17 protein-coding genes are annotated in these 20,232 nt (G+C 40.9%); 10 read left to right on the top strand and 7 right to left on the bottom strand.

Annotated elements, in window-relative coordinates; translation table 11 throughout:
* Positions 1–164: 164 nt before the first annotated feature.
* From F1E73_RS14275 to F1E73_RS14250, 6 genes are all read left to right on the top strand, one after another.
* Positions 165–644, top strand: coding sequence for an acetyl-CoA carboxylase biotin carboxyl carrier protein subunit (locus F1E73_RS14275; RefSeq protein ID WP_150452289.1), 480 nt, complete (start codon positions 165–167; stop codon positions 642–644).
* Between the two features lie 18 nt (positions 645–662).
* The gene (gene accC, locus F1E73_RS14270; RefSeq protein ID WP_150452288.1) at positions 663–2,141 is read left to right on the top strand and encodes an acetyl-CoA carboxylase biotin carboxylase subunit; all 1,479 of its coding nucleotides are present in this window, start codon (positions 663–665) and stop codon (positions 2,139–2,141) included.
* A 38-nt stretch (positions 2,142–2,179) separates the two neighbouring features.
* Complete coding sequence (locus tag F1E73_RS14265) at positions 2,180–3,721, top strand: acyl-CoA carboxylase subunit beta (protein WP_150452287.1); 1,542 nt, start codon at positions 2,180–2,182, stop codon at positions 3,719–3,721.
* A gap of 301 nt (positions 3,722–4,022) precedes the next feature.
* A complete protein-coding gene (locus F1E73_RS14260; RefSeq protein ID WP_150452286.1) occupies positions 4,023–5,573 on the top strand; it encodes a M81 family metallopeptidase in 1,551 nt (516 codons plus the stop codon).
* A 504-nt stretch (positions 5,574–6,077) separates the two neighbouring features.
* A complete protein-coding gene (locus F1E73_RS14255; RefSeq protein ID WP_086477561.1) occupies positions 6,078–6,938 on the top strand; it encodes an acyl-CoA thioesterase in 861 nt (286 codons plus the stop codon).
* A 146-nt stretch (positions 6,939–7,084) separates the two neighbouring features.
* A complete protein-coding gene (locus F1E73_RS14250; RefSeq protein WP_140157752.1) occupies positions 7,085–7,465 on the top strand; it encodes a hypothetical protein in 381 nt (126 codons plus the stop codon).
* Positions 7,466–7,567: 102 nt separating this feature from the next.
* Here the strand turns inward: F1E73_RS14250 and F1E73_RS14245 are convergent, their stop codons facing one another.
* The 5 genes from F1E73_RS14245 to F1E73_RS17935 form a co-directional block, all read right to left on the bottom strand.
* The gene (locus F1E73_RS14245) at positions 7,568–8,467 is read right to left on the bottom strand and encodes a DUF5777 family beta-barrel protein (protein ID WP_176328504.1); all 900 of its coding nucleotides are present in this window, start codon (positions 8,465–8,467) and stop codon (positions 7,568–7,570) included.
* Between the two features lie 4 nt (positions 8,468–8,471).
* A complete protein-coding gene (locus F1E73_RS14240; protein ID WP_150452285.1) occupies positions 8,472–9,014 on the bottom strand; it encodes a YceI family protein in 543 nt (180 codons plus the stop codon).
* 4 nt (positions 9,015–9,018) lie between these two features.
* Positions 9,019–9,414: an OB-fold protein gene (locus F1E73_RS14235; protein WP_191089022.1), complete on the bottom strand. Its 396-nt coding sequence runs from the start codon at positions 9,412–9,414 to the stop codon at positions 9,019–9,021.
* A gap of 38 nt (positions 9,415–9,452) precedes the next feature.
* Entirely contained in the window at positions 9,453–9,806 is a 354-nt protein-coding gene (locus F1E73_RS14230; protein WP_150452283.1) for a c-type cytochrome, read from the bottom strand.
* A gap of 171 nt (positions 9,807–9,977) precedes the next feature.
* Positions 9,978–11,567 carry a hypothetical protein gene (locus F1E73_RS17935; RefSeq protein ID WP_223883444.1) on the bottom strand — a complete coding sequence of 530 codons (1,590 nt, stop codon included), beginning with the start codon at positions 11,565–11,567 and terminating at the stop codon, positions 9,978–9,980.
* A 130-nt stretch (positions 11,568–11,697) separates the two neighbouring features.
* Here F1E73_RS17935 and F1E73_RS14220 point away from each other — a divergent pair, with 130 nt between their 5' ends.
* The 4 genes from F1E73_RS14220 to F1E73_RS14205 all read left to right on the top strand — a co-directional run bounded on the left by F1E73_RS14220 (position 11,698) and on the right by F1E73_RS14205 (position 17,512).
* Entirely contained in the window at positions 11,698–12,822 is a 1,125-nt protein-coding gene (locus F1E73_RS14220; protein WP_150452282.1) for a LytR/AlgR family response regulator transcription factor, read from the top strand.
* Positions 12,823–13,047: 225 nt separating this feature from the next.
* Positions 13,048–14,262 (top strand): DNA polymerase IV, encoded by a 1,215-nt coding sequence (gene dinB / locus F1E73_RS14215; protein ID WP_086477554.1) that lies wholly within the window; start codon positions 13,048–13,050, stop codon positions 14,260–14,262.
* A 1,548-nt stretch (positions 14,263–15,810) separates the two neighbouring features.
* Positions 15,811–16,401: a DUF4202 domain-containing protein gene (locus F1E73_RS14210; protein ID WP_086477429.1), complete on the top strand. Its 591-nt coding sequence runs from the start codon at positions 15,811–15,813 to the stop codon at positions 16,399–16,401.
* A gap of 148 nt (positions 16,402–16,549) precedes the next feature.
* Positions 16,550–17,512 (top strand): D-2-hydroxyacid dehydrogenase, encoded by a 963-nt coding sequence (locus F1E73_RS14205; RefSeq protein WP_150452281.1) that lies wholly within the window; start codon positions 16,550–16,552, stop codon positions 17,510–17,512.
* Between the two features lie 705 nt (positions 17,513–18,217).
* On the opposite strand, the gene F1E73_RS14200 is transcribed toward F1E73_RS14205, so the two are convergent.
* Together F1E73_RS14200 and F1E73_RS14195 are read right to left on the bottom strand one after the other, a co-directional pair.
* Positions 18,218–19,111 carry a sugar phosphate isomerase/epimerase family protein gene (locus F1E73_RS14200; RefSeq protein ID WP_150452280.1) on the bottom strand — a complete coding sequence of 298 codons (894 nt, stop codon included), beginning with the start codon at positions 19,109–19,111 and terminating at the stop codon, positions 18,218–18,220.
* 724 nt (positions 19,112–19,835) lie between these two features.
* Positions 19,836–20,232 (bottom strand): SDR family oxidoreductase (locus tag F1E73_RS14195; protein ID WP_150452279.1); only part of this gene is annotated, 397 nt, incomplete at its 5' end.

Below are 20,232 nucleotides of genomic sequence, written 5' to 3'. Positions count from 1 at the left end.
ATCAACTGACCCATTAATTGTTTCACTTTATCGTTTCTAGCCTATTAAAGCTGGAAGTAAGAAACAGCTAGATCAGTATTTATTAATTCTTTTATATATCTTTAGTAATGGGAAGGGTAAAAATCTGTTCCCAGAAAATATTCCACCATAGAAAATAGTATTATATGGCCAACTACTTAATTACCGTTGAGGGGGAAACTTTTGAATTAACGAAAGAAGCGTTAAACTCCTTGGATATAATTTCTACGGACGACTCCCACTACCATATCCTCTCCGATCTAAAATCATATAAGGTTAAAGTGCTAGAAACAGATTTCCAGAACAAAAGGATTTCATTGGAAGTGAATGGTAACCCTTATCATTTATCCATAGCAGACCCCTTAGATCAGATGGTAGATAAAATGGGGATGTTCGCTACCAAATCGAAACAAATAAATGAGGTAACGGCTCCCATGCCAGGGCTAATCATAGACATTATGGCCTCTATAGGGCAGGAAGTATCGAAAGGCACGCCCCTATTGGTTTTATCTGCCATGAAAATGGAAAATATTATTACTTCCCCTGGACAGGGAGTTATTAAACAGCTAGTGGTGCAGATTGACGATGCGGTGGAAAAGGGACAACTATTAATTGAATTGGAATAAGTTTAGACCGATACAACTATGAATAAAATTTTAGTAGCCAACAGAGGAGAAATTGCCCTAAGAATAATGCGTACTGTCCAGAAAATGGGAATAAAAACCGTGGCAGTATTTTCGGAAGCAGATAGGGAATCGCCCCATGTCCAGTTTGCCGATGAAGCGGTGTATCTTGGACCTTCCCCCTCTTCGGAGTCGTACTTAAACATGGAAAAGCTGTTAAAAGCTGCCCAAGACTCCCAAGCAGATGCTGTGCACCCAGGGTATGGATTCTTAAGTGAGAATGCCGATTTTGTACAACTGCTGAACGATAACGGTCTGATATTTATAGGACCAAAACCGCATGCCATAAGGGTGATGGGCGATAAGTTAGCTGCTAAGGAAACAGTAAAAGAGTACTCTATTCCCATGGTACCGGGCATAGACAAGGCTATTACCGATATTGCTTTGGCCAAATCCATTGCCAATGAAATTGGATACCCTATTTTAATAAAAGCAGCTGCCGGAGGGGGTGGCAAAGGAATGAGGGTGGTACAGCAAGAATCCGACTTAAAAGAGCAAATGCAACGGGCCATCAGCGAAGCCAAAGCCGCTTTTGGTAACGGAGCGGTTTTCTTGGAAAAATACATCGACTCCCCAAGGCATATAGAAATTCAAGTACTAGCCGATAATCACGGAAATGTAATACACCTTTTTGAACGGGAATGCAGTATACAGAGAAGGCATCAAAAAGTAGTAGAGGAAGCCCCCTCTGCTGTCCTCAGCCCAGAAAAAAGGGAGGCCATGGGCAACGCTGCTGTAAAAGTGGCCAAGGCCTGTGACTATGTGGGTGCCGGAACGGTTGAATTTCTGTTAGACGCAGAGCACAACTTTTATTTTCTGGAAATGAACACCCGCCTACAGGTAGAACATCCGGTAACAGAAATGATTACAGGGGTAGATTTGGTGGAGCAACAAATCAAAATTGCCAGAAACGAAGTATTAGAACTCACCCAAGACGCCCTAAGTATTACTGGGCATGCATTAGAACTAAGGGTGTATGCCGAAGACCCCATGGACGATTTTCTGCCCAGTATAGGCACTCTGAAGACCTACAAACGCCCTTATGGGCCTGGAATACGACTAGATGATGGATTTAAGGAAGGAATGACCATCCCCATTTATTATGACCCCATGTTATCTAAATTAATCACTTATGGTAAAAATCGGCAAGAGGCCATACAACTAATGCTCCATGCCATTGCCAATTATAAAATTAAAGGCTTAGCAACTACCCTTCCCTTTGGAAAATTTGTCTTTGAGCACCCCGCATTCACCTCCGGAAATTTTGATACCCATTTCGTAAAAAAACACTTCACCAAGGAAGTATTGCAAGAGCAGTATGCAGTTGAACGAAAAATAGCCGCTGCGGTCGGACTTAAACTTTATCTGGAGCAGCAGGAGGTACTCAAAATTCCCAAAAGGGAGCCCTCTAACTGGTCCCAAAAAAGAAACAACCTTTAATTTATAAGATTCACACAGCGTATAAAGCCCAAAATTTAATGAAGGAGAAAATTAGAAAAGTGGAAGAGAAACTCGCCCTCGCCAAAATGGGGGGCGGCAAAAAACGAATCGATACCCAACATGCCAAAGGCAAACTAACAGCCCGAGAGCGAATCCAATTATTAATGGACGAAGGCTCCTTTGAGGAAATGGGCACTTTGGTAACCCATAGGACCAAAGATTTTGGGATGGAGAAGCAAAAGTTTTATGGCGATGGGGTGGTTACTGGATTTGGTACCATTAACGGAAGGGAAGTCTGTGTCTTTGCCCAGGACTTTACGGTTTTTGGGGGTTCCCTTTCTGAAACTCATGCCGAGAAAATTTGCAAAATAATGGACTTGGCCATGAAAATAGGCGTTCCCCTTATAGGTTTAAACGATAGCGGCGGGGCAAGAATACAAGAGGGAGTACGTTCCTTAGGCGGTTATGCAGATATTTTCCACAGGAATGTACAGGCTTCCGGAGTAATTCCACAAATATCCGCCATAATGGGCCCCTGTGCCGGGGGGGCGGTCTATTCCCCAGCGATGACCGATTTTACCCTTATGGTAGAAAATACCAGCTATATGTTTGTCACCGGACCCAATGTGGTAAAAACCGTTACTAATGAAGAGGTAACCTCCGAAGAATTGGGAGGCGCCCATACCCATGCCACCAAATCTGGAGTCACACATTTTACTGCGGTAAACGACTTGGAATGTATCGCCCAGATTAAAAAACTGTTGGACTACCTTCCTCAAAACTGTGAGGACTTTCCTAAAAAACAGCCCTATACCATAGATACGGAAATTAGAGAGGGCTTAGAAACCATGCTACCAGAAAACGCCCATCAACCTTACGATATGCGGCATATTATCCAAGAGATTATAGATACGGATACTTTTTTTGAGGTTCATAAATTATATGCCGAAAATATAGTGGTAGGATTTGCCCGTTTGGCCGGTAGAAGCATCGGAATAGTAGCCAACCAACCAATGAGCTTGGCTGGGGTGCTAGATGTGGATAGCTCTAAAAAAGCAGCCCGATTTACGAGATTCTGTGACTGTTTTAATATTCCCCTACTGGTATTGGTAGATGTCCCTGGGTTTTTACCGGGTACCGACCAGGAGTGGAACGGCATTATTACCAATGGGGCCAAATTGCTGTATGCCCTTAGCGAGGCAACCGTCCCCAAAATTACGGTCATTACCAGAAAAGCCTATGGAGGGGCCTATGATGTGATGAACTCCAAACATATTGGGGCCGACTTAAACTATGCGTGGCCCAGTGCAGAAATAGCGGTAATGGGAGCCAAGGGGGCCAGTGAAATTATTTTCAGAAAAGAAATAAAAGCTGCCCAGAACCCTGAACAAAAATTAAAGGAAAAAGAACAAGAATATGCCGAAATGTTTGCCAACCCCTTTAGCGCAGCAGAAAGAGGGTTTATAGATGAAGTTATCATGCCAAAAGATACCCGAAGAAAACTGATTAAGGGTTTTGCGGTTTTAGAGAATAAGGTGGTAACGCGGCCCAAAAGAAAACATGGCAATATACCTTTGTAAAAGATGTTCTTGAGATAAAGAAATAGTGATATCCCTATAAATATAACATTTTAACCCCCGCCCTAACAGAACGGGCAGGCCCGCCTGAACGGAACGGGCAGGCCCGCCCTAACGGAACGGGAGCATTAAACCCTCACCTAATGAGTGAATTTTCCCTTTCCAAAATTTTGGTTTTCATTTGTTAAAGTAGTAACTAGAGGCCTGCAAATAGTAAACAGATACGTTTAGGAGTCGATCTCCGTTCCAAGATTCCGAAAATCATTACATCAAAAAATAATTTTAATCCTAAGTAACCAAAACAATGAATAAACACTACTATTATCTCTTATTAATTTTATTATTTGTCGCCTGTAAAAATGAAAAGGAAAAGCAACTACCTAGAATTGCTATAGCCGGTATTGCTATTGAGTCGAGCACCTTTTCACCTGCTCAATCTCATATAGAGGCCTTTCACCCAGTAACTGGCGATACTATCTTTAATTCGTATCCATTTTTTGCCAAAGGCGAACCAAATAGGGAGCGGGCAGAATGGTTCCCTACCTTAAGGGGGCGTTCCCTTCCAGGAGGTATTACTACCCGGGAAGCGTATGAAGAAATGGTAACAAAAACCTTAGAAATGCTCGAAGAAAACCTCCCTTATGACGGTTTGTTTTTTGATATACACGGCGCTATGAGCGTAGTGGGAATTGATGATCCGGAAGGCGATTTTATTAAGCGCATCAGAGAGGTAGTAGGAACCGAAACGGTGATATCCACTTCCATGGATTTACATGGAAACGTCTCTGAGCGATTGGCCCACCATTCGGACCTCATCACTTGTTATAGGTTAGCACCCCACGAAGATGCCTTGGAATCCAAAAAGCGAGCGGTAGATAATTTACTGGATCGCTTGGAGAGTGGAAAAGGGAAACCTAAATACAAAGCGTGGATTCCGGTACCCATCTTACTACCAGGCGAAAAAACAAGTACGCGAATAGAACCTGGAAAGAGTTTATATGCCAAAGTAGATCCCTTAACCAAAAAAGAGGGCGTTATAGATGCCGCTATCTGGGTGGGATACGCTTGGGCAGACGAACCTAGAAATCATGCCGTGGTAATGGTTACGGGCGACGATAAGAATGAGGTGGCCGAAAGTGCCGAATACTTGGCAAAAAGCATGTGGGATGTAAGGAAGGAGTTCGATTTTGTTGCACCGACAACCACTTTGGAGGAAGCCTTGGAAAAAGCCCTACAAAGCGATAAGCGCCCGTTTATGATTAGTGATATGGGCGATAATCCCACCGCAGGTGGTGCCGGTGACGTTACTTGGACCTTGGCGGAATTGCTAAAGCGAAACGAATTTAAAAATGAAGACGGTGTTTCATTGATTTATGCCTCTATCCCAGGACCCGATTTTGTTGAGAAAGCGATGGAAATAGGTGTTGGAGGAACCATTAGTGCTACGGCCGGGGCAGCTATAGACGACCGGTATGCACCCCCAGTGCTTTTAAACGGAAAAATTACTGCGATAGAGCACGGCGACAAACATGCCGAAACCGAAGTGGTAGTAAAAGTAGGCAGCATGCACGTAATAGTAACCAAAAAACGCAAGCCCTATCACTATGAAAAAGACTTTACCAATCTAGGTTTAAATCCAAGGGATACCGATATTGTGGTGGTAAAGATTGGATATTTAGTTCCCGAACTCTACAATATGCGTGGCGATTGGATTATGGCATTAACCCCTGGAGGTGTTGATCAAGATTTGGAGCGTCTTGGCCATAAACGTATAAAGCGGCCCATGTTCCCGTTGGATAAGGATATGGAAACCCCTGATTTATCGGCACAATTTATTCCGCTATCCCATGAATAATGAGGTGTCCTCACAAAGTACGATGTGCCCAAGACGAGTAGCACCTCTATAGGTACATGTTGTGATCACTAGTACAATTGTCCACTTGTGCCAGTATAAATAAAAAGGACAAATAGATGTAATAACCAGCCTTCCAATTATGGAAGGCCGGTTTTGTTTGGTGGCGCCTTTGGGCTGCTGCTCATGTATTAAAAGAAAGTCGATTCCAGCTAAAAAAAGCCCTCCTGAACAACCTTATCCATTTCTTCTTCTGGAATAACCACCCCTAATTTATGTCAGCTCCAGCACCTTAAACCGCTATACCTACTTCTTAGGGATGTCCAATAAAATCAACTATTTTTATTAACTTGGCGTATGATTTTTGCACCAAAAATAATCTTGTTGAAATTGACTAATGGGATGTGATGAACGATTAACAATCATATACAAAATTCGCTATTTATTACCTTTTTAAACCAGTGTTAATTCCAATTTAAACACGTTACCCGTAGTTACCGTTAAATTATGAACAGTATAGAAGACTTAATAGACTTACTTAGCTTAGAGCGTATAGATGACACTACCTATGTCGGACAAAATTATCAGGCACCTTGGGGTAGGGTTTTTGGCGGACAAGTATTAGGGCAATCCCTACATGCTGCCTATCAATCGGTACCAGAGAATAAAATGGCTCATTCCATGCATGCCTATTTTATCTTGGGAGGTGATCTCAGCATTCCCATAACTTATGAGGTAGAAAACCTTAGGGACGGGGGTAGTTTTGCCACCAGACGGGTGGTAGCCAAACAAAATGGGAAAGCTATTTTTAATATGGCAGCTTCCTTTCAAGTAAAGGAGGAGGGTGTAGACCATCAGATTTCCATCCCCAATGTAATAACCCCCAAAAAACTATTGAACAGTTTGGATCAGCTAGAGGAGATGGAGCAAATGGACCCCTATACCTTTAAGTTTATCCAACTTACGCACCCTTCAATTTTCGAGTTTAAGCCAGTAGAAAGACTCAGTGCCCTACTCACTAAAAATGGACCTCCCTACAACCATATGTGGATGCGTACCGCAGCCCCTATAAGCGTTAGCGTACCTATGCAACAGCAGCTGTTGGCCTATATGTCCGACTACAATATTCTTACCACTGCCTCCCTCCCCCACCGGGAGAAACTGAGAGCGGACAAGACTTTTTATGCAAGTATAGACCATGCCATATGGTTCCATCGCGATTTTAATATTTCCGATTGGCTTTTATATACGATGGATAGTCCAAGTGCCAGTAACGCCAGAGGGTTCTCTAGGGGAAGTATTTTTGATAGAAAGGGAAAACTAATCGCCTCTGTCACCCAAGAAGGGTTGATGCGAAAAATGAAGTAATCGGGTAGGACTTACCATCCCGTAATACTTCATCCACATTCAATACTATATCAATTACAGAAACATCTGAAAACCAGTTTATTTGTAGCCGTTTTAGCATGGTTTTATCGCGTTTTTTCAGTATCTTGTATAGAAAAGTTATGAATATGGATAGAAAAACATTTATTCGCAAAACAGCAGGAGCGGTACTAATTGCAATACCCGCCTACTCGCTCATCGGATGTTCCAGTTCAGATGATGGAACAAATCCAGATCCCAACCCCAACCCCAACCCTAGTGGGAATTGTGTGGAAAATGGTACCAGAACCTCCATTGGCACCAATCATGGGCACAGTTTAACCGTCTCCAAAGAGGATGTCAATGCTGGAAGCCAAAAGGTTTACTCCATTCAGGGAAGTTCTGGACATGACCATGCAGTTACCTTAACCGCTGCCAACTTTGCCGCGCTAAAGAACAATAATGCCATTTCGGTAACCTCTACCGCGGGAGATGGACACACACATTCTGTAACGGTATCTTGTGCCTAAGTTGAACGATTAAAAAAAGCCATACGTAACAGGATGGCTTTTTTTTTCATAGCAAAATTTCTCCATTAGCCCAGGAGATGGGCGTATAAACAATTAATCATCCTAATACTTGGATGTAATGGGCTCATTCTTCTTTTTTATTTGAAATGCTCTAGATATATTAAATCCAAAGTGGATATCCCCTTTTAGAAAATCCCCTGCCGTTTCGGCAAGGAACCCCTTTTCGATCATGGAGACGGAATTGGTCAAAATCAATTGAAAAATATGTCCCCCAGTTTCAATATCGACCCCAAAGGCTATCGAATTTCTAAGCTCTTGGGATTTAAACGGATTAATATTGTAATAATACTCTCCGTTTACGGACACCCGTTTACTAATTTTCACTCGCGCCCCCAGTCCTAGAGATATAATATCGTTGGGGTCTATGGATTCTGGTGCGGTATTAAAATGTATAAACGTAGGGGCAAACTGAACCGATAGGTTTTGATTAAACTTTCGGGCAAAAAGGAGTTGTCCTGTATAGGTTAATCGCTCACTAAAGGATGGCTTTTGACCTGGCAGATAGTCTTTAATGGTTTTTGCCGTGGCAGTACCCAGAACAGTTAAGCCAATAGGAAAGGGATTTTCGCCCGATTTTTGCTGCAGTAACCGATACTTTGCATAGGCGTCATAGGTTTTCTCAAAAGAACTTCTCCCAACAGCTAGGGTAAGTCGGTCATTTAAGGCGTACTCCAATCCAAACCGGATATTGGAATCGTCCAAACCAAAAAACTGATCAATTCCTGAGTTTACCCTCCCAAAGCGATGCGAGATCAAAAACTCTAGTATTCCTTCTTTTCTTGTCTCCACAGAATGACCGTTCAACAATCTAGTCCCGTTAAAGGTACCCGCTACAAGAAAGGTGGTGTCCAACGCTTCCTGTTCCAAAATGGCAGTCAAGTCCTGAGAAAAGGTGTTAAATACGACCGTTACAATTAAAATGATTGATAGAAAGTTCCTCATAATTTTATGGATATGGTTTATGATGCAAATCAAAGCTTACCTTAATGGTTTTGGCGATGTTATTTTCAACAATTGCGGGAATCTTTATGTCAAAATCGGCTACCTCAACAGAGAAATCCCCACTTAAAATAAGCAAATCCCCCTTCTTACGAATAGCTACCTTGGTACTAATTTCTTTTTCCCTTCCATGCAAGGCTAGCGTACCCACAATTTCCGTTTCCAAATTTAGGTCGTCCAAGCCATCTATATTCTTGATGACCCCCGAGAAGGTAGCCTTTGGATATTTATAAGACTCTACATAGCTTTCATTAAAATGCTCTTGCATCAATGCTTTCTCAAACATAAAGGAACGCATAAGCAACTGTACCACAATTTCCCCTGTTTGCGTATCCACGATACTTAGCACCTGATTGTTATCTGCCTTAATATCCTCCACAATGGCATGGGAGAAAAACGACACATAACCTTCCTTGGTAAGATATTTACCCTGGGCGGTAAGGCCGTTTAACATCCATAGATAAATAATAATAAAATAAAATCCTTTCATATTTTTATTGGACTAACATACATCTTACCATTATAACATCTAATAAATACCCTGTACACATGCCCTTTATCGTTATTGTTTGTCCCTCTTTTAATTGCAAAACCTTTTCACTTTCCTCTGGCAACATATGACAGATTACACTAGAAGCGGAATTGGCAGGTTTTAATGCTAGGACCTTATTTCCCTTTAGGGTAGAGATCTCATGTATCTGTCCCTCTACCATTAGCAGTTGGTCCGAAAACTTTGTGTTGGCTTCCAATTCATCATTCTTAAATTCCCCTATTAGTTCTTGGGCGCTTAAGCGGTAGGCTGCTTCCGTTTTTTGGATGTTTATATGAGGTTTGTTATACATATAAAACGATAGCGCGATGGCAATAATGCCTATAAAAATAATGCTCAAGATCCAATATGCTTTTTTACCCAACATCTTCCCTATCTTTAGTTGTTTTCGGCACCTTGGTCTACCCAACATTTAATGGCGTTAATCTCCTCATTGGATAGGCTTCCATCCTTTGGCATACGCCTGCTTTGGGTAACTTCCTTTATCAACCCTGCAATACCGTTTACCTGATTATAGGTTCTTAAATCGGGCGCGAAAGGTTCATTCCCATCCCCACTGTGGCAGGGCATACAGTTATTAGCGATTAATGGTCTTATTACATTTGAATAGGACACAACAATATCGCATTCATTGCTTCCCATCTCCTGTGTCTCTACTTCATAATTGTATTCACAAGATACCAAAATGGAAATAGTCATTACCATAACGCCTAGTAAAAGTATATGTTTCATCTGTTTATTTTTTATGATGCCAAGTTTTCAGATGTATTTAGCCTTTAGTCCCCTACTAACAACTGGGATATTTTAAAATGTTTAGTTCGTGATCCTCTAAGCTAAATCAATACAGATAATGTCTCATTTAACGGGAAGCCCCCCTAAATAATTGCCTTAATATTATGGTACCTATGGAGCTACCGGTGTATCCACATTGGCAATAGGCCATACTCCTGGAGCAGGAAAACTCACCCCTTTGTTGTCCCCTCGTTCACTATCTTGACCAAAATAATATAGCGGCCAACCTTTATAGGTTACTTGGGTTTTTCCATATACATCTATAGATCCAAAATCTTCAGCAACCAAAATACTAGGTATCATTTCCATATTAATTTGAGCTATAGGCCAAACCCCATCATTGGAAAAATCAGGATTGGTATAACTATTGGTATCCTTGGTGTCGTTTATAAATATATAAAGCGTATTACCCTTACTGTCTGTTATATAGGAAGTGGCCCCATCCCCTTCTGTGTAATCGTCCAGGTAATTTTTCCCGTCATGACCCACCAATTGCGATCGTCCATACATTAGGGAATAATCTGGTTTTGCTATATACCAAACGTTATTAAAGGCATCCCCATTGGTATCCCCGGAAGCAGTATCGTTGGCATAATAGTACAAAGGCCAACCTTTATAGGCCGTTTGTTTGGAACCATCCGATCGATCAATAGTCGTAAAATCGGCCGCATCCAATCCATCATCCAATACTAAATCTTCTATATAAAAAACCGGCCAGACATTTAAACATCCTCCCGTACATTCCGAAGTACCTTTGGTATCCAAGGAAAAGAAATACAGGGATTTTCCATTAGCATCGGTTAAAACACTTCCAAAAGTGGCATTATTGGCTACTTTAATATTGTTTTCCTCGGGTTGCGCCTCTGGAGCCATCGGAGTATTTACATTGGCAATAGGCCAAATTCCCGGAGCTGGAAAACTAATGCCTTTATTATCCCCACGTTCACTGTCTTGACCAAAATAATAAAGTGGCCAACCTCTATACGTAATTTGGGTTTTACCAAACACATCGATGGATCCAAAATCTGAAGATTCTAAAATACTGGGCAGATTATTCAAGTCAATTTCGGCAACAGGCCACACCCCGTCATTGGAAAAATCCGAATTAGTATAATTATTGGTGTCCTTGGTATCATTGATGAAAATATAGAGGGTTCTACCAGAAATATCTGTAATATAAAATGAATTCCCATCGCCCTCGGTATAATCGTCCAAATAATTTTTACCATCGTGGCCCACCAATTGTGACTGCACATACATTAGCGAATAGTCTGGTTTTGCTATATACCAAACGTTATTAAAGGCATCGCCATTAGTATCCCCAGCATTACTGTCCCCAGAATAATAGTATAACGGCCATCCTTTATAAGTAGTCTGTTTTGAGCCATCCGTTCTGTCTATGGTCTTAAAATCCGATAATTCTAGTCCGGCATCCACCGTTATTGTTTCTGAATAGAAAACGGGCCAAATATTTAAACATCCATCCAAACATTCGGAATTGTCCTTGGTGTCTCGTGAAAAGAAATATAGGGAAACACCTTTAGAATCCGTCAAAATTTTTCCGAAGCTCCCATTAGTGGCCAACTTCACACTATTTTCCTTGGGCTCTGGTTCCATTGGAACTGGGTCTTCGTCGCTGTTATTGCTACAACTGGCACATAAAAAGCTAGCTATGATAAAATAGAGATAGAATTTTTTCATAATTTGTGGTGTGTTTCAGTTAATTAAGGTCAAATTAACCTGACTAATTTCCAATTTCAAATAAAACCTCGTGAAGGGGAAATTAGATAGTCTGAAACGGAAAAATCAACTTTAAAAGCCAACCTCTCCTTTGAAAAAAGACAACCTCTATCTCTTTACATTGCTCGCCATATCCTTGGTGGTGTTCCTTATAGGTTATTTTGCTATGGTTTATATGGAAAAGGAAAGCAATTATCAGGTTTTACAATTTCAGATCGATTCAGGAAAACGGGAGGCTCAGGAAATTGCTACCTTGGTGTCTAACCAATTAAGCCATGGTCTTTCTAGGGAAGTGGTAATTCAAAACCTTCAAAAAAGCATTGAAGGTAGTAATCTAGAAAAGGGATTTATCTCCATGTTAGATTGGTCCGGGACGGGTATCTGTCATCCCGATCCCCAAGAAATAGGTGTAAAAAATAGACTGGAAGCTTCCTATGCAAGACCCTTAGGAAACGCAATCCATACGACTGAATTTTATGAGCTGGTTACTAATTTCTCTCATGGGGGTGAAAAAGATGCTAAGGCAAATAAAACCATAGGCACTGAGATTATTTTCCTGTACCCCGTGAAAAATTCTGATTGGATCATTGCAGCACATGCCAATGTAGCCCGAATCCATGAGCAATTTGAGGAACTCAAATTAAATCTCTTACTGATCTACCTGCTTGCTAGCGCAACCATTTCCTTATTGGCCCTAGTTATGGTCCGATTCTTAGGAAGCTATTATGAAAAGGCCCTAGAAATTAAAAATGAAAAATTGGCCGAAGAGGTATTGAGCCTTACTAAGTTGAATTCGGATTTGTACGATTTAAAGAATCAATTAAATAAAAATGTAGAAAAAGATAGCCAGAATGGTCTGGAAGAAGGCACCAACAAAATTAAGAATCGCCTACTCACCTATTCCAAAGACAAGCTTATATCCATCCGGGTAGATGATATAGCCTTTATCAACACCGAGTTTTCCTTGACCACCATCACTTGTTTGGACGGCCAGAAACATTCCAGCAACTCCAGCTTGGACGAATTAATGAATGGCCTGGATCCCCTATACTTCTTTAGGGCCAATAGACAATATATAATTTCTGTAAAGGGGATTTATGAGATATTCAAATATGGTAATAATCAACTGAAGATTAAATTGAATCCCGCCTCCAGTAAAACCATAATTATTAGCAAAAACAAGGTTTCCGAATTTAAAAAATGGCTTAACTATTGATTTAAATTCCTTGTATTCAGTAAACACAGTAGGACTATGTACTCCCAAAGCTCCTCATAATCGACTGAGATTCATCCTAGATACAGCATCGGTCCTCCCATAAAACTATCCACTCCCGAGCTAAAATAACTCCAACTCCTTAAAACTACCGATAAATTAAACTTGGATAAAATCCATTCTATTGGAAATATTCCATAATTTAGCATACCTATTTTTTGATATGCTATGAACAAAACAATACTCCATTTAGATTTGGATACATTTTATGTGTCTGTAGAACGACTCCAGGACAGTAGGCTCAATAATAGGCCCATATTAGTCGGAGGCACTAGCGATAGAGGTGTTGTAGCTGCTTGTAGTTACGAGACCCGAGGCTTTGGCGTACATTCCGGAATGCCCATGAAAATGGCCAAGGAACTCTGTCCCGAAGCAGTAATTATAAAGGGAAACGCAGGCAATTACAGCAAGCAATCGGATATTGTAACCGAGATTATCAAGGAACAGGTCCCCCTGTTCGAAAAATCGAGCATCGATGAGTTTTATGCCGATCTTACGGGAATGGACCGTTTTTTTGGCGCTTACCAATACTCCTCGGAACTCCGCCATAAAATCATCAAGGAAACGGGACTCCCCATTTCTTTCGGATTGTCCATAAACAAAGTCGTTTCAAAAATAGCGACCGGTGAGGCCAAGCCCAACAATCAATTAAAAATAGATTATGGGAATGAAAAGCCATTTTTAGCACCTTTATCCATTAGAAAGATCCCCATGGTGGGCGATAAGACCTACCAAACGCTACGGAATTTGGGACTGCGCCAAATAAAGACCATCCAAGAGATGCCCATGGATGTGATGCAGCGGGTATTGGGAGCCAATGGAAGGGTAATATGGAAACGGGCCAACGGCATGGACAATACCCCAGTGATCCCCTATTCGGAACGAAAATCCATCTCTACCGAGCGTACTTTTGATAAAGACACCATAGATATAACAAAGCTCCGCGGTATTCTTATTGCCATGACGGAAAACCTGGCCTATCAACTCCGGAGAGGGGAAAAACTGACCGCCTGTATATCGGTAAAGATTCGTTACTCAGATTTTAACACCTATTCCAAGCAATTAAAGATTCCATATACCAGTGCGGACCATATTCTAATCCCTCAGATCCTAGGCCTGTTCAATACGCTCTATAACCGAAGATTATTGGTGCGATTAATTGGTATCCGTTTCAGCCACCTAGTACAGGGAAATTATCAGATCAATCTCTTTGATGATACCGAGGAGGCACTGAATCTCTATGCCGCTTTGGATAAGATAAGGGAGCGTTTTGGCGATAAGAGCGTCATAAGAGCAGCAGGATTGGGCGCCAAGACCATTGGTAGAATGCAGAATCCCTTTAATGGGCAGCCACCCGTGGTATTGGCACATAGGAAGGTTTGAGTAGTGTTCAGTGATCAGTAATCAGTAAAAAGTAAACAGTAGGCAGTAGTTTTACAATTAACAATGATCAATTAGCAGTATCTCCCCCACTGAAGTGCGGGACTACCGTTCAAAATGACTTTTTGCTACAATATTTATTACTACTTCTGTCAAATTGCTAAAATTAAAAGAATTCGGCCTATTTTAATTTTCGTTAAAAATCAAGTGCTTTTCACAGCGGGTGGAGGAATCCGTCCAAAGAGCATTTCACCTAAGTGAAAGCGGCCTGGACGGTGCGGACGTGTAGATTACACTTCCCAAGAAGCAAATACATTAAAGTCCAACGCTACAGCTGGCTCCTCAAAGTCAAAGGTACACCGTACCTTCACTTTTCGGCCCTGGTTCGTTTTTTATTCATGGCTTGTATATTGTTTTTTTAAAAGGAATTCATGAATGCTGCGCATTTCATCAATGGAAAAAATGAACAGAATTAGTTTTTAAAACAGAACTAATCCTTTTTATTAATAAATCCAATAAGAAGTATAACTAAAACAATCAAAAATACTGGACAGTTTAAGTTTAGTCATATGATAGTAGAAAGTAGTTTTACAATTAGCAGTAAACAATTATGAAAGTTGTACGTCCCTGATATAGGTTGACCTCTTCTAGGGGAAAAAATTTAAAAGCTCCTCCCTTTAAAAAAGGGAGGTGGTTTGCCTGAAAGTGCAAAGCGGAGGGATTTTTTATAGTATTAAGAAGTAAGTAGTGAGTAGTGAGATGTTAGTATTGAGAGCAGTTCAGTGATTAGTAACTAGTTTCGGTCAACTCATAGCTACCTGAGAATTGATTTTATGTCGGGCGTTCCCCTATCGGGTCGCTCTTTCCGCTGTACCCGCCTGTCGGCCGGCAGGTCTTTTTTGGTTATTACCCTGTAAGATGATTGTCTAGTTTTTCCGTAATTATCAACTAGACCTACAAGTTTTGAAAAACCTCGCAGGTCTTGGTGTCTTCTTCCATCACTAGCCAAAAAAGGATGCCGCTGCAATAGCTAACGCGGTGTTCAGTGTTCAGTGATCAGTGATCAGTGTTCAGTGTTCAGTAATCAGTAAAAAGTGAACAGTAGAAAGTAGTTTTACAATTAACAATAACCAATTAGCAATAAACAGTTGGGTAGACCCCTGATTAATTAGGGTATGAGTAAAAATTTAAAAAGCGGGTTTAGATAAAAATAAAAGCCAAATATTTGGTTAAAGCCATGGAACGAAGGTCTATTTTCACCACGGGCTAAAGCGCCGTGGCTATTCAAAAGCTTCCCCTCTAGCCTGATTTTCTAATTAACCAATTGGTACATTAATCCACTGCTACATTGCTACATTGATTAATTTTCAAATTAACTCATTTCTAAATCTCCAAATCAAAACCATTGGTACATTTTCACATTGATTAATTGATACATTACCCCCCCATTTCCAAATTAACACATCTTCAAATTAACCAATTGTTACATTTATACATTTTCACATTAGTACATTAACTCATTTCTAAATAACTTTGAAGAAAACCTAAATCATGACATCCAAGGAAAGATATAACGAGGCAATTGAGCAGTTTGATGCTGCCAACAAGGAAGATCCCAATACCGAAGAGTGGCAAGGCAAAAGCTACCCAAAGGAACTGCTTTATGCCATTAGAATGACCGAAAAACTGAATGACTTTGCTCCAACCGCCTCCGAGGCCTTGCAACTAACAGCCCGTTGCCAGCACATCCAACGATGGAAAATTCCTAGGGACACCTACGAAGAAGGCAGAAAGGGCTATCTACGATGGCGGCAAGACCTTCAAAAGTTTCATGTAGCCAAAGCTTCCGAAATTTTAGAAGCAGTAGGATACGATCAGAATATGATAGACGAAGTAGCATTTTTACTCCAAAAGAAACAACTCAAAAAAAATGAGGATACTCAAACGCTGGAAGATGTCATCTGTCTGGTATTTCTAGAACACTATTTTGAAGATTTCGCTGCAAAGCACCCAGAGGAAAAACAATTGGACGTATTACGAAAAACTTGGCGAAAAATGTCGACCAAAGGTCACGAAGCAGCCTTGCAACTTCCCTTGTCTAAGCAGTCACAACAAACAATTGCAAAAGCGATACAGGAGTAATACTATATCCCCGACCCAGGGGGGCGCATACTTTTATTTCCAAAGTCCAAATGTTATCTTTGTTTATTAGCCTAAGGAGAACGCCCTTCTTTAATGGGCAATTGCATGCTAGTTGCTAGGCATAATTTTAATTTAATATCAGTTATATATGAAGATTGTTGTTTTGGATGGATATACACTTAATCCGGGTGATTTAAGCTGGGAAGGATTGGAAGCTTTGGGATCTTTGACCGTTTACGATAGAACCCCTTATGATTCCGAAAAAATTGTGGAAGCCATTGGTGATGCCACCATCGTTTTCACTAACAAAACGCCACTACCAAAAGAGGTATTAGAAAAAGTGCCTGCCGTAAAATATATTGGTGTTTTGGCCACCGGATTCAATATAGTGGATATAGAAGCTGCAAAATCCTTGGGAATGATAGTCACCAATGTCCCCACTTACGGAACCGCCGGAGTAGCACAAATGACGATGGCGCTGTTGTTGGAAATGTGCCATCATGTGGGAGAACACAATCGCGCTGTAAAAGACGGACAATGGACCAATAGCAAAGATTTTTGTTTTTGGAATTATCCATTGATTGCTTTAGAAGGCAAAACCATGGGGATTATTGGATACGGTAGTATCGGCCGGGCCACCGCCAAATTAGCGGAAGCCTTTGGAATGAAGATCTTAACTTCCGGAAGTCGGATAAGACCTGAACTTGAAACAGAGAATGTTAAACAGGTAGAAATGGACGAATTGCTGCGTGAATCTGACGTAATAAGCCTTCACTGCCCCTTAATGCCCGAAACTAAAGGCTTAATAAATACTGCCAATATTTCCAAGATGAAGGATGGGGTGATGTTGATTAACACTTCTCGCGGACCCTTAATTGTAGAGGAAGACTTAAAAACCGCCTTGGATAGTGGAAAAATAGCTTTTGCCGCAGTGGATGTGGCCTCCCAAGAGCCTATTAATGCCGACAATCCGTTGCTGCAAGCAGAAAACTGTATTATTACGCCCCATATTGCATGGGCTCCTTTAGATTCTAGAATCAATCTTATGAATACTGCTGTGGAGAATTTGGAAGTATTTTTAAAGGGCAGTCCACAGAACGTAGTGAATTAAATTTTCACTCAATTATAATAAAAATGAAAACACCTTCTCTTGACGCCAAGGGAGGTATTATTATTTTACATTCCCAACTATCCTAGGGTTACAAACATTTGAAATGTATATACACATAACGTAACTTTAATATTTCTCCAATAAATAAAATTTATCTAATTATTTAACTGAGTCTTATCCAAATATCTTTTTTCATTTTCTTTGCTTGTCCAGGGCCGAGAGACAAAGGTACAGTGTACCTTTGGAAAGAGGAGCCAGCCGTAGCCAAGGCCAACGCGCCAACTGGCCCCTCTCTGCAAATGCAATCGTTGCATTTTTCAATCGGTCCTAGATTTGATCTAAAAACCAGTTTAAAAACTCCGCGCTTTTTAAGAAAAATAAAAAGCTGAATCTCGGAGCTTTTTAAACCTATTTTGCAGATAAGGGATACTTAGCAAGAAACATTTATCCTATTTTATTTGGCCTACTTTATCCATTATTAGTAAATCAAATATTTTTCAAAAGTAGAATAATGTCACAAGGACAGTACCAGTTAATTACTCCTACACCTCGATTTTGAAATTAACCCTAATTTACCAATTTCTTTAGTTTACGCTAGCACCCACACAACCTACCAACCTGTAAAACAATTTATTACATTAACTTCTAGGTCGTCGTTGGATAATAAACTTTGCCTCGCCAATTCTTAAGCTTGGATGACAATCTTTATTCAAAATCAGGCCAATATTCCTTTATTTTCTTTCTTACAAAAGTGACGCTACGTTCTAATTGGTCCATACCATCTACACCGTCTTCTATACTAATCCAACCATGGAATCCCACTCTTTTCAATTCCTTAAAAATGGCGTCGTAATCATTTAGTCCCTTACCTATTTCACCGTGACTCAATCTTTTGGCATAGCCGGTTGCACCGCCTTCTTCCTTGCGCAAATCTTCTATAGTCCCCTCTTTAAGATAGCGATCACTGGCATGCATGGTGACCACTCGGTCCGAAACCCTATATAGTAGTTCCAACGGATCCTCACCAGCCAAAAAAGTATTACTTGGGTCGTAGTTCACTCCAAAATTAGGATGATCTATACGGGATACCAGCTCGCAAAAAACATCCATTTGCTGTGCAAACTCAGGATACTCCCAGAAATCGTCCTTGTAATGGTTTTCTAGAATCAATGTTATTCCTAGCTTTTGGGCACGTGGTAAACATTGTTTTATAGAGTCGGCCGCATAAGTAACGCCTTCTTCCATGGTTAATTCGGGTCTACGTTGCCCAGACAACACTCGGCAATAAGAACCCCCTAAGGCATGGGTCATTTCTATCCAATGAATTTGTTTCTTGATTTCCGCTTCCCTAAAGGAAGCGTCTGGGTGAGTGAAATCTGGGGAGCAGCACAGCATGGGAATTACTTTTCCATGGCTTTCTACCTGCTCCCTAAAAATAGGCCAGTTAGATTTATCTTTCATTTCCAAGAACCCGGCATACCATTCCAGTCCGTCAATATCCAACATAACAGCCAGGTCTATCCACTCGGAAACCTTCATGGTTCCATCTTTACAAAGTTCTTGCATAAATGCTTTGGGGAATACGGCTAATTTCGGCAAAATAAGTTGGTTTTAATTATTGGTTAATGGTTGGTTGGTCATTCGGAATTCTACGGTTTTCTTGCCTTCTCGTATAATAAAGTTCTTTCCGCCCGAGTAAGCACAGTTCTTAGTTCTTTGTACTAGCAATAACTCTGCTATGGTTTTCAGGGTTTGGCTAAAGCCGAGTCCTTCACGTACTATTATTCCCCGTGATAAATCACGGGGCTATTCAATTTTCTATTTTTTAGATTTCTGAATTGTCAACTGCCTCCGCGACGTACAAAACTGATTACTGGCGACTGATGACTAATCACTGAAAACATTGTTTATTGTTCACTGAAATAACTGATTACTGGCTACAGATCACTGATTACCGTTTACTGCCCACTGACCCCATCTCAATACTCACTACTCTATACTTTATACTAGCCTAGCGTTAGCTCTACTGTAGCTTTCAGGGTTTGGCTAAAGCCGAGTCCTTCAGGTACTATTATTCCCCGTGATAAATCACGGGGCTATTCAATTTTCTATTTTTTAGATCTCTGAATTGTCAACTGCCTCTGGGACGTATAAAACTGATTACTGGCGACTGACGACTAATCACTGAAAACATCGTTTATTGTTCACTGAAATAACTGATTACTGGCGACTGACGACTGATTACTGAACCTTTCTCAATACTCACTACTCATATCTCAATACTTTTTCTAAATACTTTGTACTAAATACTTTATACTCCTCCTCAGTGCGACCCCTCCCAACTCTTGGGCAGATTCCGACCTATCATCGGGAACTGTTCCAAATCCATGACTTGCGCACTTACCGGTCCACATTCGTCCGAAAGCCAGTACAAACATGCCGTGGCAATCTCTTCGGGAGTGAAGATTCGTCCAGCAGGGGCAAAAATAACGGGGATATCCTTGTACCAATCGCTCTTCATTCCCTGTTCTTTTTTATTTAAAATCTCCTTTTCCGTAAGCACCCAACCAGGATTAATCTGATTAACTCGTACTCCATATTCCCGAAATAGGCTATCGCCCAGATTTCTAGTCATGGTCATCAATGCTCCTTTAGAAATACTATAGGCCAATAAATTGGGTTCCCCTCCCCAAGCATTAATAGAGCCAATATTAAGCACA

Source organism: Arenibacter lacus (genome assembly GCF_008711145.1).
In the GTDB taxonomy this organism is placed as follows: Bacteria; Bacteroidota; Bacteroidia; order Flavobacteriales; family Flavobacteriaceae; genus Arenibacter; species Arenibacter amylolyticus.
This window is presented reverse-complemented; position numbering and strand designations above follow the sequence as displayed.

Coding starts and splice junctions, on each gene's coding strand:
- F1E73_RS14275 (WP_150452289.1), top strand. CDS start 165: ATGGCCAACTACTTAATTACCGTTGAGGGGGAAACTTTTGAATTAACG.
- accC (WP_150452288.1), top strand. CDS start 663: ATGAATAAAATTTTAGTAGCCAACAGAGGAGAAATTGCCCTAAGAATA.
- F1E73_RS14265 (WP_150452287.1), top strand. CDS start 2,180: ATGAAGGAGAAAATTAGAAAAGTGGAAGAGAAACTCGCCCTCGCCAAA.
- F1E73_RS14260 (WP_150452286.1), top strand. CDS start 4,023: ATGAATAAACACTACTATTATCTCTTATTAATTTTATTATTTGTCGCC.
- F1E73_RS14255 (WP_086477561.1), top strand. CDS start 6,078: ATGAACAGTATAGAAGACTTAATAGACTTACTTAGCTTAGAGCGTATA.
- F1E73_RS14250 (WP_140157752.1), top strand. CDS start 7,085: ATGGATAGAAAAACATTTATTCGCAAAACAGCAGGAGCGGTACTAATT.
- F1E73_RS14245 (WP_176328504.1), bottom strand. CDS start 8,467: ATGAGGAACTTTCTATCAATCATTTTAATTGTAACGGTCGTATTTAAC.
- F1E73_RS14240 (WP_150452285.1), bottom strand. CDS start 9,014: ATGAAAGGATTTTATTTTATTATTATTTATCTATGGATGTTAAACGGC.
- F1E73_RS14230 (WP_150452283.1), bottom strand. CDS start 9,806: ATGAAACATATACTTTTACTAGGCGTTATGGTAATGACTATTTCCATT.
- F1E73_RS17935 (WP_223883444.1), bottom strand. CDS start 11,567: ATGAAAAAATTCTATCTCTATTTTATCATAGCTAGCTTTTTATGTGCC.
- dinB (WP_086477554.1), top strand. CDS start 13,048: ATGAACAAAACAATACTCCATTTAGATTTGGATACATTTTATGTGTCT.
- F1E73_RS14210 (WP_086477429.1), top strand. CDS start 15,811: ATGACATCCAAGGAAAGATATAACGAGGCAATTGAGCAGTTTGATGCT.
- F1E73_RS14205 (WP_150452281.1), top strand. CDS start 16,550: ATGAAGATTGTTGTTTTGGATGGATATACACTTAATCCGGGTGATTTA.